This is a genomic window from Acetobacterium wieringae (assembly GCF_001766835.1).
In the GTDB taxonomy this organism is placed as follows: Bacteria; Bacillota; Clostridia; order Eubacteriales; family Eubacteriaceae; genus Acetobacterium; species Acetobacterium wieringae.
Window position 1 is genome coordinate 1 of the sequence record NZ_LKEU01000010.1, and the last position, 23,455, is coordinate 23,455.

At 41.6% G+C, this 23,455-nt stretch carries 22 protein-coding genes and 1 rRNA gene; 10 read left to right on the forward strand and 13 right to left on the reverse strand.

Annotation, left to right across the window (positions count from 1 at the left end):
* From ACWI_RS00465 to ACWI_RS00480, 4 genes are all read right to left on the reverse strand, one after another.
* A 16S ribosomal RNA gene (locus ACWI_RS00465) occupies nt 1-105 on the reverse strand; the annotation flags it as partial.
* Nucleotides 106-500: 395 nt separating this feature from the next.
* A complete protein-coding gene (locus ACWI_RS00470) occupies nt 501-1,418 on the reverse strand; it encodes a DMT family transporter (protein ID WP_070369481.1) in 918 nt (305 codons plus the stop codon).
* A 62-nt stretch (nt 1,419-1,480) separates the two neighbouring features.
* Nucleotides 1,481-2,557: a hypothetical protein gene (locus ACWI_RS00475; protein ID WP_070369482.1), complete on the reverse strand. Its 1,077-nt coding sequence runs from the start codon at nt 2,555-2,557 to the stop codon at nt 1,481-1,483.
* Nucleotides 2,558-2,568: 11 nt separating this feature from the next.
* Nucleotides 2,569-3,189, reverse strand: a complete 621-nt coding sequence (locus tag ACWI_RS00480) for an NUDIX hydrolase (protein WP_084633412.1) — start codon at nt 3,187-3,189, stop codon at nt 2,569-2,571.
* A gap of 213 nt (nt 3,190-3,402) precedes the next feature.
* Between ACWI_RS00480 and ACWI_RS00485 the strand changes: the two genes are divergently transcribed.
* Both ACWI_RS00485 and ACWI_RS00490 read left to right on the forward strand, forming a co-directional pair.
* Nucleotides 3,403-3,765 (forward strand): PadR family transcriptional regulator, encoded by a 363-nt coding sequence (locus ACWI_RS00485; RefSeq protein WP_070369683.1) that lies wholly within the window; start codon nt 3,403-3,405, stop codon nt 3,763-3,765.
* The gene (locus ACWI_RS00490; protein WP_070369483.1) at nt 3,753-5,108 is read left to right on the forward strand and encodes a permease prefix domain 1-containing protein; all 1,356 of its coding nucleotides are present in this window, start codon (nt 3,753-3,755) and stop codon (nt 5,106-5,108) included. Before ACWI_RS00485 ends, ACWI_RS00490 begins: the two co-directional genes overlap by 13 nt.
* 195 nt (nt 5,109-5,303) lie before the next feature.
* Here ACWI_RS00490 and ACWI_RS00495 read toward each other — a convergent pair whose 3' ends face one another.
* Both ACWI_RS00495 and ACWI_RS00500 read right to left on the reverse strand, forming a co-directional pair.
* Nucleotides 5,304-5,714, reverse strand: coding sequence for a GlcG/HbpS family heme-binding protein (locus ACWI_RS00495; protein ID WP_070369484.1), 411 nt, complete (start codon nt 5,712-5,714; stop codon nt 5,304-5,306).
* A 256-nt stretch (nt 5,715-5,970) separates the two neighbouring features.
* Complete coding sequence (locus ACWI_RS00500) at nt 5,971-6,471, reverse strand: leucine-rich repeat domain-containing protein (protein ID WP_070369485.1); 501 nt, start codon at nt 6,469-6,471, stop codon at nt 5,971-5,973.
* Between the two features lie 254 nt (nt 6,472-6,725).
* On the opposite strand from ACWI_RS00500, the gene ACWI_RS00505 reads away from it, so the two are divergent.
* Genes ACWI_RS00505 through ACWI_RS00515 form a run of 3 tightly spaced genes read left to right on the forward strand, consistent with a single transcriptional unit; the run spans nt 6,726 to nt 8,714 of the window.
* Nucleotides 6,726-7,094, forward strand: a complete 369-nt coding sequence (locus ACWI_RS00505) for a GntR family transcriptional regulator (protein ID WP_026396224.1) — start codon at nt 6,726-6,728, stop codon at nt 7,092-7,094.
* Nucleotides 7,091-7,945 (forward strand): ATP-binding cassette domain-containing protein, encoded by an 855-nt coding sequence (locus tag ACWI_RS00510; protein WP_070369486.1) that lies wholly within the window; start codon nt 7,091-7,093, stop codon nt 7,943-7,945. The genes ACWI_RS00505 and ACWI_RS00510 overlap by 4 nt, the downstream gene beginning before the upstream one ends.
* Nucleotides 7,946-7,949: 4 nt before the next feature.
* On the forward strand, nt 7,950-8,714 hold the full coding sequence (locus tag ACWI_RS00515; protein ID WP_070369487.1) for a hypothetical protein: 765 nt from the start codon (nt 7,950-7,952) through the stop codon (nt 8,712-8,714).
* 77 nt (nt 8,715-8,791) lie between these two features.
* Here ACWI_RS00515 and ACWI_RS00520 read toward each other — a convergent pair whose 3' ends face one another.
* Together ACWI_RS00520 and ACWI_RS00525 are read right to left on the reverse strand one after the other, a co-directional pair.
* Nucleotides 8,792-9,034: a zinc ribbon domain-containing protein gene (locus ACWI_RS00520; RefSeq protein ID WP_070369488.1), complete on the reverse strand. Its 243-nt coding sequence runs from the start codon at nt 9,032-9,034 to the stop codon at nt 8,792-8,794.
* A gap of 13 nt (nt 9,035-9,047) precedes the next feature.
* Complete coding sequence (locus ACWI_RS00525; protein WP_070369489.1) at nt 9,048-9,626, reverse strand: TetR/AcrR family transcriptional regulator; 579 nt, start codon at nt 9,624-9,626, stop codon at nt 9,048-9,050.
* Nucleotides 9,627-9,835: 209 nt separating this feature from the next.
* Between ACWI_RS00525 and ACWI_RS00530 the strand changes: the two genes are divergently transcribed.
* Complete coding sequence (locus tag ACWI_RS00530) at nt 9,836-10,789, forward strand: GIY-YIG nuclease family protein (protein ID WP_070369490.1); 954 nt, start codon at nt 9,836-9,838, stop codon at nt 10,787-10,789.
* Nucleotides 10,790-10,976: 187 nt separating this feature from the next.
* Here the strand turns inward: ACWI_RS00530 and ACWI_RS00535 are convergent, their stop codons facing one another.
* The gene (locus tag ACWI_RS00535; RefSeq protein ID WP_070369491.1) at nt 10,977-12,152 is read right to left on the reverse strand and encodes an NAD(P)-dependent malic enzyme; all 1,176 of its coding nucleotides are present in this window, start codon (nt 12,150-12,152) and stop codon (nt 10,977-10,979) included.
* Nucleotides 12,153-12,490: 338 nt separating this feature from the next.
* Between ACWI_RS00535 and ACWI_RS00540 the strand changes: the two genes are divergently transcribed.
* The 4 genes from ACWI_RS00540 to ACWI_RS00555 all read left to right on the forward strand — a co-directional run bounded on the left by ACWI_RS00540 (nt 12,491) and on the right by ACWI_RS00555 (nt 16,999).
* Complete coding sequence (locus tag ACWI_RS00540) at nt 12,491-14,050, forward strand: flotillin family protein (RefSeq protein ID WP_242871551.1); 1,560 nt, start codon at nt 12,491-12,493, stop codon at nt 14,048-14,050.
* Nucleotides 14,051-14,234: 184 nt separating this feature from the next.
* The gene (locus ACWI_RS00545; protein WP_070369492.1) at nt 14,235-14,900 is read left to right on the forward strand and encodes a hypothetical protein; all 666 of its coding nucleotides are present in this window, start codon (nt 14,235-14,237) and stop codon (nt 14,898-14,900) included.
* Nucleotides 14,901-15,017: 117 nt separating this feature from the next.
* On the forward strand, nt 15,018-15,308 hold the full coding sequence (locus ACWI_RS00550) for a hypothetical protein (protein ID WP_139142300.1): 291 nt from the start codon (nt 15,018-15,020) through the stop codon (nt 15,306-15,308).
* 86 nt (nt 15,309-15,394) lie between these two features.
* Entirely contained in the window at nt 15,395-16,999 is a 1,605-nt protein-coding gene (locus ACWI_RS00555) for an RNA-dependent RNA polymerase family protein (protein WP_070369494.1), read from the forward strand.
* Between the two features lie 340 nt (nt 17,000-17,339).
* Here ACWI_RS00555 and guaA read toward each other — a convergent pair whose 3' ends face one another.
* The 4 genes from guaA to ACWI_RS00575 form a co-directional block, all read right to left on the reverse strand.
* Nucleotides 17,340-18,887, reverse strand: a complete 1,548-nt coding sequence (gene guaA / locus ACWI_RS00560) for a glutamine-hydrolyzing GMP synthase (protein WP_070369495.1) — start codon at nt 18,885-18,887, stop codon at nt 17,340-17,342.
* Nucleotides 18,888-18,895: 8 nt separating this feature from the next.
* Nucleotides 18,896-20,353: an IMP dehydrogenase gene (gene guaB / locus ACWI_RS00565; protein ID WP_070369496.1), complete on the reverse strand. Its 1,458-nt coding sequence runs from the start codon at nt 20,351-20,353 to the stop codon at nt 18,896-18,898.
* A gap of 193 nt (nt 20,354-20,546) precedes the next feature.
* Nucleotides 20,547-22,445 carry a 2-oxo acid dehydrogenase subunit E2 gene (locus ACWI_RS00570; protein ID WP_070369497.1) on the reverse strand — a complete coding sequence of 633 codons (1,899 nt, stop codon included), beginning with the start codon at nt 22,443-22,445 and terminating at the stop codon, nt 20,547-20,549.
* A 12-nt stretch (nt 22,446-22,457) separates the two neighbouring features.
* A complete protein-coding gene (locus ACWI_RS00575; protein ID WP_341465143.1) occupies nt 22,458-23,444 on the reverse strand; it encodes an alpha-ketoacid dehydrogenase subunit beta in 987 nt (328 codons plus the stop codon).
* Nucleotides 23,445-23,455: the final 11 nt, after the last annotated feature.

Consider the following 23,455-nt stretch of genomic DNA (forward strand, 5'->3'; position numbering starts at 1 on the left):
AGATTTCATTCCCCCGAAGGGTCATTCCATCTCGTCTCGTTCGACTTGCATGTGTTAAGCATACCGCCAGCGTTCGTCCTGAGCCAGGATCAAACTCTCAATAAAAAGTTTGTATTTAAAGCCGTTAAGCTTTTAAATGCTGTCTCATTTTGAATAAAGCGTATTTTATACTCTACCGAGTTAATGTTTTATAGAGTTCATCTCTCTGTTTCTATTTAGCCGCATTCACCCTCGCGGATGTTTTGGCTGTTTTACAGGTTTTATGGTACTATTCTCTTTTCTATGACCGTTGCCACTCCGTCGTTTTTTAAGTGTTTCCGACTGAAGAAGCTTTTCTATTATATCGTCGTTTCCTGTGATTGTCAAGCTGTTTTTTGAAATTCTTTTTTGTTGTTTTCTATGTTGCTGTGTTTTCGTTGCCGCTGTTTTTGACGACTTTGTTAGTATAAAGACTTTTCAACTCTTTGTCAATAAGTTTTTGAAAAAATATGTCTTTTATTTTACTGTTTATAAAAGACTTTTTCGAGCCGAAACATCCTAACCAGTTTATCTCCATCAGTGAGATTAATAAAGGATCCAAACAATATAAAAATCAGTCCAACCCCGATATTTAAGGTAATCGCTTCTCCCAGGATTACCAGTGCAAAAATCGGCGCAACCATCGGTTTAATGAAGAACGCTACTGAAGCTGTCGACGGGCCAGCGACTTCAACGGTTTTTAGATAAAAGTAATAGCCGATCCCCGTCACACAGACACCCAAATAAAATAACAATGGTGCGGTTCCCAGACTAACACCTTGAAAAACTGGTTGTCCACTAGCAATCAACATAATCAATAATACCGCCGAACCCATCAGAAAACTAAAACTGTTCTGAGCCACACCACCGATTACACCAATTCTTTTTTTGCCATAGGCAGTGTACAGTCCAAAGGCAATCGCTGCCACCAGAGTCATTAATAAAAACCAGATATTATTTTCACCGGAGATGAACTTTTGGGGGTTCATCACAATGATCAAACCGACGATACTAATGGTCAAGGCGATCGCCTTTTTTTTCGTGAATTTTTCATGGACGATAAAATGGGCAAAGACCATCGTAAAGACCGGATTGATCGAGAATATTAGCGCTGCCAGACTGGCGTTAATCCCCATTAAGCCAATCTGAAAAAGTACCATGCTAAAGCAGATACAGATTAAGCCCAGTGTAAAGAGATACCCCAGGTCACTCGTGCTGAGTTTAATCTGTTTTTTCTTGAGATCACTGATCGCAAAGGGCAACAGAAAAAGTCCTCCAATTAAGAAGCGGATAAAAGTCAGCTGAATGGGATTAAATGTAGCTCCCCCAATTTTTAGCGCAACTTCCATCGATCCGAACAGCATTCCGGTTAAAAAAACATAGAGATAGATTTTCTTCATTATTTCCTCGTTTCATTTTTTGTTATTGCCACCTGTACCTGGCCGCTATTTTTTGTGTTTATTTAAACGGTTGGTACCGAATGTTGAACCGGCAGTTTAAAGAAGGCTTCATAGGGCACATAGTCATTCCCATAGACCTCCACATAAACCATCACTTCCTGACTGGGGTTTTTCAACCCGAATGCTTCCTGAGATCCCAAACTCGATGCCCCAATCGGAATTTCCTGAGGATAGGACATTCCAGTCACTGGATAGGTTTCTGCAATCTCGCCATTTTCATCGATCACATAAAAGCTGACTGATGAAATATATAAATCCATCACATCTTTTTTATGGCCAATGTTTGTATAGTCATAGGTCAGTACCACTACCTGGTCCGGATTTATTTCTGCATACTCATTTCGATAGTCTGTCTCATTGGCGGCTTTAAACGCCAACGAAAAATCCCCGTCAACTGTCCATGTTTCGCCGGGACCATAAATCCTGGCTGGCTCCTGGGTCAGCGTTTCTTCGCTTTTTATCTGCTCTGAGTAGTCATAATCATACTGGCTTTCTTCTTCATCCATCAGAAAAGCAACACCAAAAAAGATCCCAGAAATAATAACAATACTGATCCAGATGATTGCAAACACCCCTGACTTTCGAGGCGACTTTATTTTTTTATCTTTTTTTGTTTTCCCGTGAATATTGCTATTTCCCCAGACATCTTTGTCTTTTGATTGTTTTTTTATCTCAACTTTCCTTTTGCCCCAGGATCTTTTCTCGTCCCAACCGTATTCCATGTCATCTTCATTCTTGGTCATCAAGCCATTTACCAGAAACACAATTCCCGCTAATACCGCATACACAGTCGTAACTGCCGTCATACTGTCATTTCCTGCAAACAGAAACGTAACAATGGCACATCCAAAATAAAATTTTGCGGCCGTCAACAAAATTTTACGATCTTCATTATTTATTGATGCAACCCCAATTGTTCCGGCGATGAGCAACAAAGACAGCCCAGCCAACCATCCATAGGCATAAATATCCGGATTTTGAGCTGAAAAGTCCAGACTTCCATTAACCATGGACTGGTAAATAAAAGCAAAGGTCAGCATCATCGCAATGACACTGGTCAGCAATTTTGTAAGCTTCATTTTATCTCTCCTTACACGTTTGTTAGCAAATGGTACTTCCCGATCAATTCCACCGTGGACTCGACAATCGTTGCGGTCATCCCCCAGATCACATCCTCTTTATAAGAATAGAAATTTATCTCATAGCTACCTTTAACCCAGGGATAGTTCTTTCCGCCAGGAATACATTCATAGGGAAAATCCTTTGGTTGTTCGTGACTCAAATGATTAAAATACTTTTTTGGTGCATGCTCCTGAAAATATCGGACTGGTACAGTAAATACATCGGCTACTTCTTCATGACTGAAACCATAATTATAATCTCTTAGTATCGCAATAAACGGATGGATCATCATATTAAATGGCGAAATAAAAACATCTCCTGGTCCCAGTATTTCGATTTGCCCACGATCCACCAACAATTCTTCCATGGTTTCCCGGATTGCCGCTTCCTGGGGCGTTTCACCTTCTTCCAGTCGTCCACCCGGAAAACAGATTTCACCTGGCTGACGATTCAATGTCGCAGAGCGTTTTTCAAAAAGTAATGCCGGCCCTGTTGCAGTATCCACCAAAATCACCAGTACCGCATACTGACTGAAATTTCGTTCGCCAATCATTCCCGGGCGGCGGTTGTAAAAGTCTTCTCGTTCCAATTTATTCCACCTCAACACTCTATTTAAACTGTGCTTGATTATTATAACACTACCAATTCGTCTTCTTTTATTTTATACGTTCTATTCTAACATAGAATCGCACCCTTGAAAATCAACCGTTACAATCGCAATTGCAAAAAGACTTGCATTACCTAGAAGTTCTATGTATAATACAAGCATACCTAATAGATCTATGTATTCAGGAGGTTATTAATGAATGTATCAAAGGATTTAATTGCCGCCTCGGCAACCCCCTTTATTCTATCCATTTTAAAAGAGAATGACAGCTATGGCTATGCGATTATCAAGAAGGTTAAAGAATTAACCGGAGACGAACTCGTCTGGTCCGAAGGAATGCTTTATCCGGTTCTTCATCGTCTTGAAGAAAAAAATTTTATCGAGTCGTATTGGAATAATTCTGATGGTGGCCGGAAGCGAAAATATTATAAACTTAAAGAGGAAGGACTGGTTGAACTGGAAGTACAAAAGAAACAATGGGAAATTATCCATACTGCCCTCTCTAAAACCTGGTTTGAAATTATCAACAAGGAGGTCTGCTTGCCATGTATGATTTAGAAAAAAACGTCCACGCCTGGAGTGACTGCCTGAGAAGTCAGGGGCATTTTAAGGAAACGGACATTATTGAATTGGAAAGCCATCTGCACGATGAAATTGAAGATCTGATTAACGCTGGATTATCAGCCGAAGAAGCCTTTTTAATCAGTGTAAAACGTTTTGGCGATAGCCATTTGGTTTCCCGGGAATATTCTAAAGTAAATACCGAAAATCTCTGGAAACAATTGATGCTAGAACCCGAACCCACCGGCATTTCAAGCGAAAACAAGCGCACTATCGGGCTGGTCATTCTGTTCTCGTTTCTGGCTGGCACCTTTTTCAAAATTCCGGAGCTTTTCGGTTATAGCTTCAACGACCCCCAATACCAACTGTTTTATTTCAAAAATTTGAGTTTTTTCATCCTACCATTGATTGCCCTGTTTTTTCTATATAAAAACAAAGCGAATTTGAAAATGACCGCCGTGATTTTAGGCATTTTTGCCGGTGCAGCCCTCCTGATCAACGCTTATCCTTCGTATCCCCCAAATAGTACCGAGTTACTGACCGCCCTGCATCTGCCATTATTTTTATGGCTCGTCACTGGGGTTGCCTATCTCGATATACAATGGCGTAGCAGCCAGGGACGGATGAATTTTATTCGTTTCACCGGTGAAGCCATAATCTATGGCACCCTTATTTTTTGTGGACTTATCGTTTTGGCGATGTTTACCCAGGCGATGTTTTTTGCCATTCAAATTGATGCCAGTTGGTTTATTCAGAATTATTTGATTGTCTATGGAGCCGCTGCGGTGGCGATGATCACCGTCTATCTGGTCGAGATCAAGAAGAGTGTGGTCGAAAATTTTGCTCCGATTCTGGCCAAAATATTCAGTCCGCTTTTCCTGTTTATCATGCTTGCCTTTCTGCTGGTTCTGGTCGTTTCCGGGAAAAGTCCTTTTATGGAAAGAGATTACCTGATCGCCTTTGACTTTATGCTGGTATTGGTTCTGGGATTGGTTCTTTACACCATATCGGCCCGAAATCCCTACGCCAAAAACAAGCTCTTTGATTATCTGAATCTGGCCCTGATTGTTGTCGCAATGATTATCGATGCGGTCGCCTTATCCGCCATCCTCTTGCGCTTATCCGCCTTTGGAATCACCCCAAACAAACTGGCGGCACTGGGCGAAAATCTGATTCTGTTAATTAATCTGGCCGGTTTGGCTTGGCTTTATGGCCGCTTTTTCGCTAAAAAAATTGATTTCACCCAAATCGAAAACTGGCAGACATCCTATCTCTATGCTTATGCCATCTGGTTGGCTATTGTCGCCTTTATTTTCCCGATTGTTTTTGGCTTTAATTAGCCACCTGCAGCTCACTGATTCAATTGAATCAGTGACTAAAAAAACTGACCAGCCTGTCCGGATGGGATGGCTGGTCAGTTTAAATTAATATTTATTTCTTATCATTTTAACTTAACAGGATCAAACCTGCACAATTGCAAGCATAATGCAACACGTGTTTTTCGATGAACTGGATCAGTTAAGCAATTTACCGACTTATTTCAGCGCATCCAATCCCGCTTGAGCAACGGTCATATCTTCAGCCACGCTTCCGCCACTGACGCCGATTCCTCCAATGATCTTACCGTCTTCGACGATTGGGAAACCACCCCCAAATACGACCATTCTGCCTTTGTCACAGGACGCAATTCCAAAAAGCTGACCAGCTTCTTTAGCTAGCTCTGCGGCTTGATCAGTACCCATCTTAAGCGCTACTGCAGTATAGGCTTTATTTGTGGCAATGTCCATGCTGGCCAATAAAGAATCTTCCATTCGGTTAAACAATACCATGTTTCCGCCTGCATCACAAATTGCGATAACCATAGGCACATCAATTTGGATCGCTTTTTCAGCAGCCGCTTCTGCCATTTTCTTTGCCATGTCTAAAAATTTCCCTGTTTTTGTCATTTTTTTCCTCCACTTTCTTAGTAAGCATTCTTTTTTTACTTTCCTGATTCAACTCATGTATGCTCATAGTATACCCATAAAAACCATTTATTATCAGAAGCCGATTAAAAAAGAATACTCATGCCTAAGCTTAAGCAATTCTTGTGCCAACAAAAAAAAGACAATATTTTACCATGAATTTGACATTCCGCATCAAAAAATGTTCATTTTATACGCAAATTACCGTTCGTTTTGCTAACACTTGTTCACTTTTAAATCACTTTCGATGCAGCACGACTTTCGGACAACCCTCAAAAGCCTTGTCACTGATTTCCTCGATGGTCGCTGGTAAATAGACATCCACTAAATTATTACAGTCTTTAAACGCCCAGGAAAGAATTTTTCTGGTTCCCTCATTGATTCTTACCGTTGTTAGTTGATCACACTGATTAAAGGTAAACGAAGCAATCCGGGTCACACTTCCCGGTATTTCGATGTCTTCAATCCCACAACGGGTCATGGCATATTGCCAAAAATCTCTAAGGTTAGCTGGTAGTTTGACCTGCTTCAGGTTTTTACACCCATCAAAAACAAAACCACCAATCTCGATAACCGTATCCGGAAACTCAACCCGCACCAATTCTTTATGGCCTTTAAAAATGTCATCGGCAACAATTAATATATCTTTGTCCGCAGGAATAAGCGCTTCTTCACCCTCACCTTTTGCCTCCGTCAGACACATGCCAAAATCTTGCTTTTTGTAATAATATTCATACATAAAATTTGCTCCTCTTCATTCGTTTTTAAATTTGTCACTCACTATAAAATTCAAATCAACTCACATCATTAAGCGGTAAGCATTTATATTCTTTTGTGAGTATAGCATAAAACGGTTTTGAATAAAATATTTATGCTCAGTTCGTTTTAAATCATATTTATAATTGCTATTGACAAGCAAACAAACTTGCATTACAATAGCACTATGGTTAGTTAGTCAACTAACTAACCAATATTCCGAAAGGGGGTATCCCTTTGCAAATAAATTTTGAAGATGAACGGCCGATCTTTGTTCAAATTGCCGATGGCATTGAAGACGCCATCTTAACCGGAGCGTTTGAGGAAAGCGGTCAGATTCCATCCATAACTGAATTGTCGGTCAGTTATAAAATCAATCCGGCCACGGCGCTCAAAGGCATCTCGATATTGGTTGATGAGGGTATTATTTTTAAAAAACGCGGTGTCGGGATGTTTGTCGCTCCCGGTGCAGTTTCAAAACTGCGGGACAAACGCAAAGAATTATTCTTCGATCATTATATTAAAAAACTCATCGAGGAAGCAAAAAAATTAGGTATCACCAATGAAGAAATATTGGGAATGGTAGAAAGAGGTTATCAGGAATGAACGGAATAGAAATAAATGATGTAACAAAAGGATTTGGAGACACATTAGCTTTAAATCAGGTAAACCTGACATTTGAGCCCCACAAAATATATGGACTATTGGGTCGAAACGGCGCTGGAAAATCGACGCTTTTGAATATTATCACCAATCGGCTCTTTGCCGACAGCGGCCAAGTTACCATCGATGGTCTGGTAAGCGTTGAAAATGATATGACCCAAGGGCTGCTCTATCTGATGTCAGAAAAAAATCTGTATCCCGAGAGCATGACCTGTAATGAAGCCTTCAAGTGGACGAAACAATTTTTCAAGGATTTTGATTTGGACTATGCACTCAACTTAGCCGGGCAATTTAAACTCAACACCAGGAAAAAAATCCGCTCGTTGTCGACTGGTTATACTTCCATTTTTAAAATCATCATAGCCCTTTCGGTTAACACCCCCTATGTCTTGTTTGACGAACCGGTTTTGGGCCTGGATGCCAATCATCGGGAAATGTTCTACCGGTTATTGATTGAGAAATATAGCGATAATCCATTCACAGCGATTATTTCCACCCATTTAATCGATGAAATCGCCAATCTGCTGGAGTATGTCATGATTATCAAAAACGGTGAAATTCTGGTGAATGAATCCTGTGAAGCTTTATTAAGCAAGGGTTGCTCCGTTACCGGAGCAATCACACAAGTGGATGCCTTTATTGCCGACAAGGAAGTGATTGGCGCCGATGTACTGGGCGGATTAAAAACCGCCACTATTATTGGATCTCTTGATAAGCGTACCGTGCCTGATGGAATTGAGATTACCAATTTAGATTTACAGAAATTATTTATCAAACTAACCAATGAGGAGTAACGTAATGAAACTACATGCAATTTATAAATATCAGCTTGCGGATCACCGAAACGCTGTTTTAATCTTCTGTGCCGTCATCCTGGCGGTGATGGCGCTGGTTCCGATGCAAATCACCTTTTCATCGGATATCCTGACGACGAATCAATCCAGCCAAATAGCCGGTCTCGATATGGCACCCGCCGTATTTCTGTTCGTTTGCGGCCTGAACGCTTTTAAGGAAAATTTTCTGTTTGCCCTGCAAAACGGTATCTCCCGAAAATCTTTATTTGTGAATCGGATCTACGTCGCCGTAACATTGGCTGTGACGATGGCCTTGTTTTCACTGCTGCTATTGGCGCTTGGAAAGTTAATTGATTCGCCATCAAGCGGCATTGCCTATTCCAGTTTATTGAGTATGATCTATCAATCCACAGGAACTATTCAATTTAGCGGTCTATCTGAATATCTTATCAGTTTTCTTTTTCTGACGGTGCTTTTTATTGCTGCGCAAGCCCTCGGTTATTTTATTACCGTCGCCCTCTATCGGATGGATAAAAAACAGAAAATCTCTTATATCGTTGGTTTTTATATCATCGTCTTTGTGGTCTTGCCACTCATCGATATGTTCATCTCTGGCCAGATATCAACCATCCTGCTGAAGTTTTTAGACATGGCCATGGGTGTTTCCGCCCATAACCCCTTTATCGGCATGTTCTCCTTGCTAATTTTTAGTATGATCGCAACTGGATCAACCTGGGTACTGATTAGAAAAATCGGAATTAAGAATTAATCAAAAAAAGTAGTCGTGATGGTTCATTTTATCTGAGACCAGCACGGCTACTTTTTTCATTCGTTTCGTTCGTATTTCTAAAAAAACGCTTTCCATGCTGGCAGTTGACGCATCATGTTCTCCACCGCCTTTTCTGCAACAGCTTTGTCAAGTCCCTGGGTTTTGATGGTAAAATTTACCAGACTCTGTTTTTTTTCTTCAAATGATTGCATCGAGCCATCTTCCTTTGCGCAATAGATACAGTACGCCTTACTGGTGTCACCCATCGCAAAGTCGCTTTCTTTCTTCATCGGCATTCCGCATGCTATACAAGTTTTCATCTGTTTCCTCCTTTTATTTTCTAATTAATTTTATATAGTTCAAAATCAATTCATCTTTATGGTCCGTAAGCACTGACCCAGCTGCAAAAAGATAGCTATTGGTCAGATAATAGTGTATCAAACCTAACCAACTGTTAAAGACTATGTGCATCGGTATTTCTTTGATGGTCTCTTTTTCCTGATCACGCTCAATCACCTGATTAAGATGAAATGAAACCACTGATTGGATATTTATGAACACATACTTTGCTTCCTGAGGCAGAACATTAATCTCGGAAATTAGCCGTTTATAAAAATCTTCATACCGGATCAGAACACTAATATGGGCCGCCAAAAAAGTCTCCAGACTTTCATCCTTTTCCGCGAGAAGGTGAAACTGCGCATTGATTTCTAAACCAAAACGTTCAAGCAGGCAAATAATGAGATTCTCTACCGTTGGAAAATGAACAAAGATGGTACCATGGGAAAGATTAGCCGCCCTGGCTATTTGATTGGTCGTAGCACTAAACCCTTCACTTGCATACACTTGGTAGGCGGTATCCAAAATCAATTTTCGGGTTGCCTCTTTTTGGATTTGACGTTTCGTTTTCATTTCACTGACTCCAAACTCATTGACTTTGCACTTATTGTAATTGTTTTTGTCCACGATGTCAAGGACTTACTTTTTTTTGTTGAGTTTCTTCAAAAGTTTAAACTGATCAAGGTTAGATTAGCTGCTGTTATGTTATTGTATAGGCAGGTAAAAAAAATGAACTATTTTTTAGCCATAACTAAAATAAAAATGATATGGAAACCGAAACGATGAGCCATTTAAAGCAAAAATTAAACCAGATACCCGCACTTCCAGGTATTTATAAGATGTTGGATTCCACTGGTCAAATTATCTATGTCGGAAAAAGCAAATGCCTGAAAAAAAGAGTACAATCCTATTTCACTAAATCCCCCAAGCAACCCAAAATTGAACGGATGGTCTTTTTTATTGACGATGTCGATTATATTGTCACCGATACCCATTTAGAAGCCCGACTGCTGGAATGTCAGCTGATCAAGGAGCTCAAGCCTTATTTCAATTCACAAATGAAAAATGACCGGCGCTATTTCTATCTCAAACTTGCCAAGTCAGGAAACTCTCATACGCTGTCCATTGTACTGGAACGAGAAGATGATACTTTTGGACCTTTTCGAAGAAAACAATTGATTCAAACAATGATCGAGGTGTTTACGCATCTCTTTCCCATTGTTCAAGATACAAATCGTTTTACTTTTAAATACCACACGCTGCCCGAGGTCATGAGTCCAGACGATTTTTTCAAAAATCGGGAATCCTTAAGCCAGGTTTTTTCAGATGAGAAAAAGATGCAGCGTTTAATCAATCAATTGACGCTCTGCATGAATAAAGAGGCTACCCAGTTTTATTACGAAAGAGCTTCTCATTATCGTGATCTTATCTCGGGACTGACTTATATTAATCATGTTCTGCATGATTATAAACAGCTCGTAACAAGCGATATCCTTATACGGATACCGGTTCGTGATGGCCAAAAACTCTTTTTTGTTTCAAAAAGTAACATCATCCTGAAAAAATATTTTTCGACACTTACACCGGCTGAAATTGATACCTTTTTCGATGAAGGCCTCAAGACAAAAACTAAATTTGCCTGCAAATGGGACGAAAAAGCCAATACTGATTTTCAGAACATCCTCTTTTCAGAACTTCAATCTTTGCCAGAAGAGTGTATTTTAAAAATATTATAACGCTCTCACTATTTCAATGTGCTTAAGACTTCCAAACATGTGTTAGGGGTTAAGTTTCTACTTTTTCACAATAAAAAACAAGTGGTTATGTTTGATCAGAGAAACCGATCATTCTAACCACCTGTTTTTTTGTAACTCAGTTTAGACAAACAAATTTAATGCGAACGTATAAATTCCCGTGCCAACCTCACTTCAGTCTGGCAACACCCGAATCCACTGCTGCCTGGTATACGGCCTCAGCCACCGCTTTTCCTACCCGGGGATCAAAGGCTGGTACAATAATATAGTCAGCACTTAATTCATCTTCCGCAATCAAGTCAGCAATGGCTTTTGCCGCAGCAACCTTCATCGCTTCATTGATGTCACTGGCTCTGGCATCCAATGCTCCTCTGAAAATACCCGGAAACGCCAGCACATTATTAATCTGGTTGGGATAATCCGACCGTCCGGTTCCCACCACCCAGGCCCCGGCCTGAATGGCCAGTTGAGGGTCAATTTCCGGATCGGGATTGGCCATCGGCAGGACAATAGCATTTTCAGCCATGGTCTGAATCATTTGCTCCGTGACGATACCCGGTGCTGAAACCCCGATAAAAATATCAGCGCCACTGATGGCGTCGGCAAGAGTCCCTTTCTTGTGATCCTTATTGGTCATCTCAGCGATTTCCTGATGAACCCAGTTACTGTACTGTTCGTCTTTTGAGAGGATACCCTTGCTGCTACAGGCGATGATATCCTTAACCCCCATATTGAGAAGCATCTTGATAATCGCCGATCCGGCTGCTCCGGCGCCGCTCATGGCCACGGTTACCTGGTCCCATTTTTTACCGACAACCTTTAATGCATTCATCAACGCTGCCGTCGTCACCACTGCCGTACCATGCTGATCATCATGAAAAACCGGAATGTCCAGCTCCTTTTTTAAACGTCTTTCAATCTCTGCACATCTGGGCGAGGCAATGTCTTCCAGATTAATACCACCAAAAACCGGTTCAATCATCTTAACCGTCTTGATGATCACTTCCACATCTTTCGACGGTATACAGATCGGGAAAGCATCCACGCCGCCAAATTCCTTAAACAAAACCGCTTTTCCTTCCATCACCGGCAGGGCGGCTTCCGGGCCAATATCGCCCAAGCCCAACACTGCCGAACCGTCAGTGACTACGGCCACCATGTTGCCCTTACCGGTATACTTATAGACATCTTCTTTATTTTTATGAATCATGCGGCAGGGCTCCGCTACCCCTGGGGTATAGGCCACTGACAGATCGTATTTTGTTTTGACCGGAACCTTGCTGTCAATACTCAGCTTACCCTGCCATTCTTCATGCAACTTTAGTGCTTCTTCCTGAATTCCCATTGTAATCTCCTTTTTATTCACCAATCATTTCTTCTTTTTATCGATATCTGTTTTCTTTCTCAATTGATTTTTTGTTTTATTCCGATGGTTTTGTCACTTGATTTCCTCCGTCATGCTTATCATTTTGTGTTTATTATACCATTTCTCCGATTATAACATTTAATATTATAACAAACTGTATCGTTTTTTGTTCTTTGACTTTGAATCCAAGCTACTATATAATAATTTCATTGAGATCATATCCTGATGAACTTCTTTCGCCAAATGGTGCGATTGATGAATTCTCACAGCAACGATTGTTTGTTTGATCTTAAAATCACTTATCTCAGGAGGCACAAATGTCAATTTTCACACTGATTATTCCAGTTATTGTCGTATTGTTGGTTATCTCCCTGCTAATGATGAGCTATGTCAAAGCGCCGCCCGATACGGCCTATGTCATATCGGGTATCAAGCGGCGGGTCATTATCGGTAAAGCGGGAATCAAGATTCCTTTTCTTGAACGCGTTGATAAACTGGATCTCAAAATGATGTCTGTCGATGTCAAAACCGGGGAATCGGTACCAACCAATAACTTCATCGATGTAATGGTGGATGGCGCGGTAAAGATCAAGATCGGTTCATCGCCAGAGGCCATTTTACTGGCTTCCGAGAATTTCTTGAACCAATCAACTGATTCAATCATTCCTCAGGTTAAAGATGTCCTTGAGGGAAATGTCCGAGAAATCATTGGCTCACTTGACCTCAAAGATATGTTGACCGACCGAAAATCCTTCTCCGAAAAGGTGCAGGAAAACGCTGTTCCGGATCTTAAACGGATGGGTCTTGAAATAATTTCCTTCAATATTCAATCAATCCGCGATCAGGCTGGCGTGATTGAAGATCTTGGTACCGAAAACAAATCGCAGATCAAAAAAGGCGCCGCGATTGCCCGCGCCAACGCCGAGAAAGAAGTTGCGATTGCCGAATCAGAAGCTGCTAAAATTGCCAACGATGCCAGAATAAAAGCCGATCTGGAAATTGCCCAGAAAAATACCGATCTGGATATCCGCAAAGCCGAATTAAAACGTCAGTCTGATCTGACGAAGGCCCAGGCCGACGCCGCTTACCAAATCGAGCAGGAAGAACAGCGAAAAACAATTGAGACAAAGACCCAGGAAGCCAATATTATTAAACAGGTAAAAGAAATTGAGTTGGCCGCCAAAGAAGTTGAAGTTCGCGAACAACGATTAAAAGCAGAGATCAACAAAACTGCCGATGCTGAACGCTACCAGCGTATCCAAAAAGCTGAAGCCGAATTATTTGAGAAACAAAAAGATGCTGAAGCAAAGCTGTTTATTGCCACCAAAGATGCTGAAGCCAATCGATTAGCGGCCGAAGCTGATCGCTATGCCAAAGAGCAGGAAGCTGCCGCCATTGAAGCCCGGGGTTTTGCCGAGGCTGCCGCCATCAAGGCCAAAGGTCTGGCCGAAGCTGCCGGAATTGATGCCAAAGCTGAGGCAATGAAGAAATTCAGCGATGCCGCCATCATGGAAATGTACTTCAATGCCCTTCCCGAAGTTGCCCGCAATGTTGCTGCTCCACTTAACAACGTCGATCGCATTACCATGTATGGCGATGGTAATTCTACCAAAATGGTCAAAGACATCGTCAATACCATGTCCCAAGTGACCGAAGGAATCTCCGAAAGCACTGGCATTAATCTGCAGTCGTTGATTTCGGGATTCTTAGGCGGCAAAATGGCAACACCGACTGAAACCCCCACTATAACTGTCAGTACAACAACTGCAGCCGCAGATAGTGAACCGTTTAGCCCGGATTTATCAACTGAGCTTATGGCCCAAATCCAACCCGTACCTTCAGAAACCAGCACCGTAGACCCGGAAGATGAAGTCTAATTCCGGTATTTTGGATAAATTTTTCACGATTCAGGAATTAATGCGCTCAGGTCTGGTACTTCCCTTTGCTACAAGCGCATTTCACCAAAGAAAAGCACCTGCGTTTGGTGCTTTTCTTACTAAATGGTAGCATAACCTTATCGTTAGAATGATCCATTAATCCATATCAGGGGGTATCTCTATCATGGACACTTCAACCTTTTTCAGTAATCTGTTTGCTTTAGAAAATTCACCAATTGCCTTATTGTCCCTTTTTGTCGGCGGCGCCTTTTTAACGATCCTATTCGTTTTTGTGATCTACTATGTCGTTTTTCGGGTAAAACATGAACCACCAGAAAAAATCAAGCGCCCAACTATCGAATCCCCTTCCCAGGATCTTGTGATGTTTGACGCAGCTGAAAATCCCAATTTATCAGCTCTTCAGGATCGCAACATTGCGGAACAGGCAAGGCTTCAAAAACTAATCGGTTTATTAAAAACTGCCAAACGGCGGGAATCGCTCTATTCGCAGGAGGTCATCCTCGAAGATCTGGAAGCGGTTATTTCAAAAGTTCGGGATAAAATCAGCAAAGAGCCAGACCTTCAGGTTTTTCCGCAATATGCCAGTCATCATGCTGAAACCGCCATTCAACTCCTGAACACCTACCTTGACTTAGATCGCACCCCAGATGATTCGATGGAAAACATCAACAAGATCAGAAATGAAATCATCGCGTCCTTTCCGCCACTCCTTGAATTTTATCAGGATTATTTAAACCGTTTGTATGATGCTCAGTATTTTGATGTGGCCAGTGATGTTGAGGTGGTCAAGTCGATTTCTGCAGACAAGCAGGATTTTTTGAGGAAGTGATTTAATCTCTGAGTGCGCCAGGGACTGTCAAAAGGAAACATCACTCATATCGTTTTCCTCTTTATTTTTATTGAGATCTCATTAGTATTGTAATCACTTTCATTAAGAAATGAGGTGATGTCAATTGGACATAAAATAAGAGGCATGTCTCAAAAAGAACTTGGTATCAAATCTGGATTTTCAGCCGCTACTGCCGATGTTCGAATCCGACAGTATAAAAGCCATAAAATGATTCCAAAAGAAACTAAGTCAAATGAGATTGATACTACTCTAGAATTAGATGTATCTCCACTTAAAGATCATGACATCTATTCTAATTTGGATCTGATGCAAATTTTATTTAAATCGGAGGAAAATCACGGACTGTTAATGGAAAAAGAAACTAATCGGTATGTATCTGTCATTTGACGAGTCCCACCCATTGTTTCGTTACATCTTAAAAGCTATGATGATTAAAAACTATTTCAGAATACTAAAAAACGAGGTAAACTTACATGAATTTTAACAATGTATACAATTTCAGAAATCCTATAAGACATTTTGTTAATATTGATTCTCTAAATTACCCAAGCGATATTACTACATTTCCCATAAGTAATTTATCATGGACACTTCCGATTCCGTTCAAAATACAAAAAGAAGGAGAAAAGTTCCGTACAATAAAACTCCCTAATCCAATAAGTTTTAAGTGTGCTTATCATTATTATTCTTCTTTGCCAAATTTTTTAGATCTACGTTTAATTGACCCCGATCACAAAAGATTATCTGCAAATCTTGATACTGGTGATTTTGTTTCAGGAGAATATGATCGGCACTTAAATAATGATTTTATGAATCTCTGTTTATATGATTCTCTTCTAAAACTAGACATAGAGGAGTATTACGGGAAAATATATACTCACTACTTAGAATTAAACGGCTTAGAAGATTTTGTTCTAGCAGGTTTAAATAACGGACGTACTGGTGGCATAATCATGGGAAATTATCTTTCTTTATATTTTGCTGAAAGTATGTTGCAAAAAATATCTGCAGATTTTAAAGTTAAATTGACTGCTAAGAACATTCCATTTCACTTTGAATATTTTTCAGATGATTTCTATATCTTCTGTAACTCGAAAGATATCAATTTGATTACTACCATTTTTGATGAAACCTTACAGTCTTACGATTTTAAGCGAAACGAGAGTAAACAAGAAATTTGGACTTACGAAGATTACAATAGTTATAACCTTTTAACACGGTATTGGAAATCTATTATACGTCACTGGAATCTTGAACTTTTAAAAGACTATGAAATAGCGAACAACAAGAAAACTACTGTTTCACATACACTTTCATTTTTAAATCAAATCATTTACAGAATTTCATCTTTATCTGATTTAAAAAACAAAAAATCACTAATTGTTAACTTTTTTAAGACAAAACATTTCCAAGAAACAAATTTTAACGAATATACTATAAAATTATATGATTATCATCAATTGTGCTTCCTATTAAGTCTAGCTCCAGAATCACTTTTGTATACTTCTCACATTTTTAATACTATGAACTCTTTCAATAACGAGCTGATTAAAGAATTTTTGTCATTAAGATATAAAGCCGCTTTAGAGTCTCCATTAAATGATGTTCAGCTTTATTATTATTATGCAATCAAGTCCTATGGTTTTTCTGACTTACTTTCCTCAATGTCATCCTTGGTAATGAATTCAGAAAATCAAATACTTATATCCTATTACCTTAAAGATACTTTATTCAGTCAAGATGAAATCATGGCTCTAAAATTATTGGAAGCTGAACAGTATTGGTTTCAAAATTATCACTTAATTCTCTATTCCCCAGACCTTGTGTCTGATTTAGGTAATAGTATTGCGAAATATTTGGTTCCCAAAAATGCCATATCAAAAACTGCAAAAGAAGATACATATAAAAATTTCTACAGTGATAATTTAACATCTGGAATTGCACTAATACAAGAAATTCAAGATGTCACAAGTAATATACAATCCTATCTTTCATTACGTCATCAGGAAACTGCTGTTGATTTTACTCATTCAGATTCTGAAGATGATATTGATTCTGTAGAGATATTAAGCCTATAAATTATGCCGATTGCTGACGTAGAAACTGGGAAGTCGCTTATTTAGCACTTTCTAGCGTTTGTTTCTAGTGTTACAGAGCGCATTTATCCTACCGGGCAAAGTGATTTATTCTGTAACCAAAATTCTTCCCATGGAATCAATATAATAATTTCAATAATCTCTCTTTTAAAAATTGTGGTAATTACAAGGCTTCGAGCCACATTATGAAGAATAAAAAATGACCTCGGAATGAGAAGTTGGACGACTCATTTCAAGGTCATTTATCATACTTTATTTTATTGGAAAGGCTAAACGATTTTGTCCCAAACAGGATAAATCACTTTGCCTTTTAACATTATTGTTATTCCCACTCAATCGTTGAAGGGGGCTTGCTGGTAATGTCATAGACAATCCGGCTGACATGTTTTACCTCGTTAACAATTCGGGTTGAGATGCTTTCCAGCACATCATACGGGATGCGTGCCCAGTCGGAAGTCATACCATCAACCGAGGTGACGGCTCGCAGGCCAATGGTATAGTCATAGGTTCGTTCATCACCCATAACACCAACACTGCGGTTTCCCGGCAGCACGGCAAAGTATTGCCAGATTTCTTCATCCAGACCGGCTTTGGCAATCTCATCTCTAAAGACAAAATCGGCTTCTTTTAAGATATCCAATTTTTCTTTGGTGACCTCGCCCATCACCCGAATGGCCAGACCTGGCCCCGGGAAAGGTTGCCGCCAGACCAGATCGTGATCCAGTCCAATTTCTTCACCGACGGCCCGAACCTCGTCTTTAAAGAGGTTTCTAAGTGGTTCAATCAGTTCGAAATTGACATCATCCGGTAATCCGCCAACGTTGTGATGACTTTTGATGACCGCTGCGTTTTTGGTGCCGCTTTCAATCACATCCGGATAAATGGTTCCTTGAAGTAAAAAGTCGATGTCGTTTAATTTACCTGATTCTTCCTCAAAGACCCGGATAAACTCTGTCCCGATGATTTTTCGTTTTTGTTCCGGATCACTGACACCAGCTAATTTACCAAGGAAACGATCTTCACAGTTCACCCGGATAAAGTTCATGTGAAAGCGGTTTTTAAAGATCGCTTCAACCTGATCGCCTTCATCTTTTCGAAGCAGGCCATGATCAACAAAGATACAGGTCAGCTTGTCACCAATGGCCTGGTGAACCAGAGTCGCTGCCACTGACGAATCAACGCCGCCGCTAAGGGCACACAGCACTCGCCGGTCACCGACTTGTTCTTTGATGGCTTCAATCTGTTCCTGGGCAAAATTATGCATGGTCCATAACCCTTCGCAGCCACAGACATCATAGATAAAGTTATTTAAAACTTCTTTACCGTATTGGGTGTGTTCCACCTCAGGATGGAATTGAACCGCATAGAGCTTGCGTTCATGACATTCCATGGCCCCGGTCGGACACGAGTCGGTGGTGGCAGTGATACAAAATCCTTCCGGAATGGTCTGGATATAGTTGGTATGACTCATCCAGCAGGTTGATCCATCCGGAATATTTTTAAACAGCACCGAGTCTTGTGAAAAATTCAAGGCCTTTTTACCGTACTCCCGAATATCGGCTGAGTCGGTAACCCCTTTTAGCTGTTCCGCCATCAGCTGAGCGCCGTAGCAGATCCCTAAAATGGGAATGCCCATGTTATAAATTTCCGGATCACATTGGGGAGCTCCTGCTTCATGAACACTGGAAGGTCCGCCGGTAAAGATAATCCCTTTGGGATTTTTCTGGCGAATCTCATCGGGGGTGATGTCATAAGGAACAACTTCTGAATACACTTTAGCTTCACGAACCCGTCGAGCGATCAGCTGATTGTATTGTGCTCCGAAATCCACTATGAGAATGATCTCATCTTGATAATGCTTTTTTATCATAAATTCTCCTAAAATTGAGCGCTATTGTAGTTGGGTGATTCTTTGGTAATGGAAATATCGTGCGGGTGACTTTCAATCAGACCGGCACTGGTTATTTTCATAAACTGCGATTTTTCTCGTAGATCCTTGATGGTCGGGGTACCACAATAGCCCATCCCGGAACGAAGGCCACCGACTAATTGATAAACGGTATCGGCCAGCGGTCCTTTGTAGGGAACCTTACCTTCAACCCCTTCAGGCACCAGTTTTTTCTGGCCTTCCTGGAAATAGCGATCCGAGCTGCCGTCTTTCATGGCCCCTAAAGAGCCCATGCCACGGTAGGTTTTAAAGCTTCGGCCCTGATAAATGATGGTTTCTCCCGGACTTTCATCAGTACCAGCAAAGAGACTACCAATCATCACCACATCAGCTCCAGCTCCAATGGCTTTTACGACATCCCCGGAATACTTGATCCCACCATCGGCAATTACCGGAATATCATATTCTTTGGCGACTTCAACCACGTCCAGAATGGCCGTGATTTGCGGAACCCCAATCCCGGCAACAACCCGGGTTGTACAAATGGAGCCGGGGCCAATCCCGACTTTAAGAGCATCCACACCAGCCTCGATTAAATCTTTAGCAGCAGCACCGGTAGCAATGTTACCAACAATCAGCTGTACATCAGGGTATTTTTCCTTGATCGCTTTAACCGTTTTAACGACCCCAATGGAGTGACCATGGGCGGTATCCACGACGATGACATCAGCCTGAGCTGCTACCAGAGCATCGACCCGTTCAAAGGTGTTGCTGCTAATGCCTACGGCACCACCAACAATCAGTCGTCCTCGATAGTCTTTAGCGGCATTCGGGTATTTAATGCTTTTTTCGATATCTTTAATGGTGATCAAACCCTTAAGATTATTTTCGGAATCCACAATCGGAAGCTTTTCGATCTTGTATTGTTTCAAAATGGCTTCAGCTTTTTCCAGAGTGGTGCCCTCTTCCGCTGTCACCAAATTATCTTTTGTCATGGCGTCTTTGATTTTCTTTTTCGGGTCACTTTCAAAACGCAGGTCACGGTTGGTGATGATTCCCACTAATTTTCCTTCGATGGTAATCGGAACACCAGAAATTCGGTAGCGGGACATCAGTTCCAGCGCATCGCCAATATTATGTTCCGGCGACAGGAAAAACGGATCAACGATAACCCCGTTTTCTGAACGCTTTACCTTATCAATTTCAAACGCCTGTTCTTCAATCGTCATATTCTTATGAATAATCCCGATACCACCTTCTCTGGCCATGGCAATGGCCAATCGTCCTTCGGTGACCGTATCCATGCCGGCGCTCATAATGGGAATATTCAGGGCAATTTTCTTTGTTAGACGGGTGCCGGTGTTAACATCTCCTGGCAACACTTCGGACTTTCCTGGGATTAACAATACATCATCAAAGGTAATGCCTTCCTTTAATATCTTCTCCAACCTTGTACTCCTTTCAAATTTAACATTCGCTTAGATACAAAAAAAGCAGACAATTGGCCATTGCTTTTCATCTGCTTCATGTATGTTCTGTAATCTTATATTATGCTGTTTAGTCTAACACAATTTGCTTAAATGTGACAATGATTATTTTTTTGGTAACGTTATCTTTTCTTGATTCTGACAATTTTTAAGACTAAAACAATAATAGTGAGGGATTCTCCATGTCAGCCTTAATCGCCTGGAGGAATTTTGCACCATCGACCCCATTGGCCACCCGTTGATCAAGATTCAGACTGATTTTCATCACTGACCGAACCACCGGTTCACCCTGGAAAATCCGGATTCGTTGAACCACTTCGCCAACACTGAGAATGGCACTGTTCGTCGGGTTGATGATGGCAGTAAATTCCCGGATCCCATACATCCCCAGGTTTGAGATCGTAAAGGTGCTGCCTTCCCGTTGCTCGTACGAAAGATGTTTGTTTTTAACAGCTTTTAAAAGATCACCCCGGCTTTTGACGATTTCCACAAAGCTCATCGTCTGCGTGTCTTTGATCACCGGAACAATCAAACCCTCTTCGGATTCCACTGTCAAACCCATATTGACATAATCCTGGGGCACGACGATTGCGTCTTCCCGCCGGGCGTTAAGAAGCGGATGTTTTACTAATGCCCGGGATGTTGCCAACAGCAGAAAATCGGTATAGGTACAGCGGTATTTAGCCTGCTCCTCAATTTTTTTGGTAATCTTCTTGCGGAGATCCTTGATTTCAGTCATATCAATTTCAGTCGTTAAACTGATGACTGCTGTTTCTTCCTCGCACTTAATCCGATATTTTCTGATTATCCTGGATCGAACCCCATGGCTCCGATTATTCTTCGCCCGACTGATTTCATTAGTGACAAGCTCTTCCGCTTCCCCAGGCAGTTCTTTTGCTACTTCACTAACTTGCTCTGCTGGTGCTTGAAGCACTTCGTTGCTTGCAATGCTTTGTTCCGTTGCAACAACCGCCGATTCTGATCCCGGATTTTGCGTGTCAACGGCTATCGATTGATCTTGGATCTCAGAATCTGCTGTTTCCAAAGAAATTGAAAGCTCAACTTTTTCGGATTTACTATCCGTGTTTTTCTCAGGTTCCTGTTTTTTTCTTGATAACCCCCGGGATTTTTTATTTTTTTTACCCAGCGCTTCCTGCTCATTTTCACGAAGAAGGTGCATTGGCGTTGGCTTGACAATGATTTCTTCCCGGAGTGGTTCTGCTTTAAGATCAACAAACGGGACAAAATCCAGCTCTGAAATTTTTGTAACCACATCCGTATCTTTTTCTTCCTTGCCTATATCATTGGCATCCACAAAAGGAACAAAGTCCAGCTCCGGATTCGGTAGCCTTTCGACTTTCTGATTCATCTCGCTCAGTTTTTTTCGGGATTTGGTTTTGTTGACCGGGATTTCTTCCAGCTTTCCGGGTGTTGTAAACAGATTTCTGGGATTTCCGGCTATTTTATCCAGACTGGTACCGATCACCACCGGTTCTTTTGACTTGTAGTCAAAGGTTCCCGGTTGAATAACCACCAGTTTTTTCACATCATCAACTTCAACTCGACCATTTGGTCCGGTTCCAGTGGCCTTTTCAATGTCCACCTTAAATTCCCGGGCAATCCGTCTGGCCGCCGGGGTCGCCCTGACCTTCCCCACCCGGGGATCAGACTCCGTCATTACTTCCTGCGGATCTTCAATCATTTCATCATTGATGATGCCTTGAATGGCTACAGTTGGTTGCTGCTTTATCCCTTCCTTAATGGTTTCTTCCAGATTTCGTTCCAGTTCTTCAATGGCGGCCGTTAGTTTTTCTTCCAGATTTTCTTCCTGTTGACTATCGTCACAACGCTCTGCTTCTTGATCTACCATTTTTTTACCTGCCACTACGTCTGTTTGGCCGGTTTCTTCGTTATCAGCATTTACTTCTGACAACGCTTCCTCACTTTTTTGATCATGTTCCAGGGTCGCTTCTTTAATCGTTTCGGCATTTGTCGAGTTTTCTATTGTCATATCCAACGTCTCTTTCGGTAAGATTATTTCATTTTCCATCATTGAGTCCGCTCCCTATTCCCGATTCAGAAGACGATAGACGCTATGAACGAAATCATTGCGCTGGGGCACCGCAGCTGACTCTAATTCCTGATTAAAGGGAATCGGAACATCCAGGCCACCCAGACGGACAATCGGCGCTGTGAGATAGTCGAAGGCTTCACTCTCAACGACTCGCGCGACAATTTCGCCACCGACCCCGCCGGTTTTAGTAGCCTCATGGGCAACAATCAGACAACCGGTTTTGATAACCGATTCGATGATCGGTTTCATATCCATGGGATATAAGGTCAGGGGATTGAGAATCTCCACCCGAATTCCTTCCTCTTCTAAAAAATCAGCGGCTTCAATGGCTTTAGCCAGGGTGGTTCCATAGGCGACGATGGTGACATCTTTCCCGGGCCGCTCAACGATGGTTTTTCCGATTTCCAGGGTATACTCCTCGTCAAGGGGAACCAGACCCACCGAATCGTAGAGCATCTTATGTTCAATAAAACAGACCGGATTGTTATCCCGGATGGCCGCTTTGATCAGGCCTTTGGCCTGAGCCGGGGTTGATGGGGTCACCACCTTCAGTCCCGGTACATGGCATAACCAGGCTTCCAGGCTCTGACTGTGCTGAGCCGCACCACCAGCGCCGGAACCGGCTGGCAATCGCAATACCATCGGCACCTGGGACTGGCCGCCAAACATGTAGCGCATTTTAGCGCCCTGATTCACCAGAGCATCCAAACCCAGGGTGATAAAGTCCATAAACATAATCTCGCAAACCGGGCGCAAGCCGGTGGTTGCCGCCCCCACGGCGGTTCCGACAATCGCCCCTTCAGAAATCGGGGTATCCAGAATTCGCTCTTCACCAAACTCTTCCAATAAACCTTTCGAGACTCCAAAGGCGCCACCATAAACACCAATATCTTCACCTAAAAAAATGACATCCCGATCCAAACGCATTTCTTCGGTTATCCCCAGACGGATGGCATCGCGGTAGGTCATTTTTGTCATATCATTTGTTT

Excerpts from the sequence above, each read along its gene's own strand:
- ACWI_RS00485 (WP_070369683.1), top strand. The coding sequence starts at position 3,403 with ATGAATGTATCAAAGGATTTAATTGCCGCCTCGGCAACCCCCTTTATT.
- ACWI_RS00475 (WP_070369482.1), bottom strand. The coding sequence starts at position 2,557 with ATGAAGCTTACAAAATTGCTGACCAGTGTCATTGCGATGATGCTGACC.
- ACWI_RS00575 (WP_341465143.1), bottom strand. The coding sequence starts at position 23,444 with ATGACAAAAATGACCTACCGCGATGCCATCCGTCTGGGGATAACCGAA.
- ACWI_RS00570 (WP_070369497.1), bottom strand. The coding sequence starts at position 22,445 with ATGATGGAAAATGAAATAATCTTACCGAAAGAGACGTTGGATATGACA.
- ACWI_RS00490 (WP_070369483.1), top strand. The coding sequence starts at position 3,753 with ATGTATGATTTAGAAAAAAACGTCCACGCCTGGAGTGACTGCCTGAGA.
- ACWI_RS00535 (WP_070369491.1), bottom strand. The coding sequence starts at position 12,152 with ATGGGAATTCAGGAAGAAGCACTAAAGTTGCATGAAGAATGGCAGGGT.
- ACWI_RS00495 (WP_070369484.1), bottom strand. The coding sequence starts at position 5,714 with ATGACAAAAACAGGGAAATTTTTAGACATGGCAAAGAAAATGGCAGAA.
- ACWI_RS00545 (WP_070369492.1), top strand. The coding sequence starts at position 14,235 with ATGGACACTTCAACCTTTTTCAGTAATCTGTTTGCTTTAGAAAATTCA.
- ACWI_RS00550 (WP_139142300.1), top strand. The coding sequence starts at position 15,018 with ATGTCAATTGGACATAAAATAAGAGGCATGTCTCAAAAAGAACTTGGT.
- ACWI_RS00470 (WP_070369481.1), bottom strand. The coding sequence starts at position 1,418 with ATGAAGAAAATCTATCTCTATGTTTTTTTAACCGGAATGCTGTTCGGA.
- ACWI_RS00525 (WP_070369489.1), bottom strand. The coding sequence starts at position 9,626 with ATGAAAACGAAACGTCAAATCCAAAAAGAGGCAACCCGAAAATTGATT.
- ACWI_RS00555 (WP_070369494.1), top strand. The coding sequence starts at position 15,395 with ATGAATTTTAACAATGTATACAATTTCAGAAATCCTATAAGACATTTT.
- ACWI_RS00540 (WP_242871551.1), top strand. The coding sequence starts at position 12,491 with ATGTCAATTTTCACACTGATTATTCCAGTTATTGTCGTATTGTTGGTT.
- ACWI_RS00510 (WP_070369486.1), top strand. The coding sequence starts at position 7,091 with ATGAACGGAATAGAAATAAATGATGTAACAAAAGGATTTGGAGACACA.
- guaA (WP_070369495.1), bottom strand. The coding sequence starts at position 18,887 with ATGATAAAAAAGCATTATCAAGATGAGATCATTCTCATAGTGGATTTC.
- ACWI_RS00520 (WP_070369488.1), bottom strand. The coding sequence starts at position 9,034 with ATGAAAACTTGTATAGCATGCGGAATGCCGATGAAGAAAGAAAGCGAC.
- ACWI_RS00515 (WP_070369487.1), top strand. The coding sequence starts at position 7,950 with ATGAAACTACATGCAATTTATAAATATCAGCTTGCGGATCACCGAAAC.
- ACWI_RS00500 (WP_070369485.1), bottom strand. The coding sequence starts at position 6,471 with ATGTATGAATATTATTACAAAAAGCAAGATTTTGGCATGTGTCTGACG.
- ACWI_RS00530 (WP_070369490.1), top strand. The coding sequence starts at position 9,836 with ATGAGCCATTTAAAGCAAAAATTAAACCAGATACCCGCACTTCCAGGT.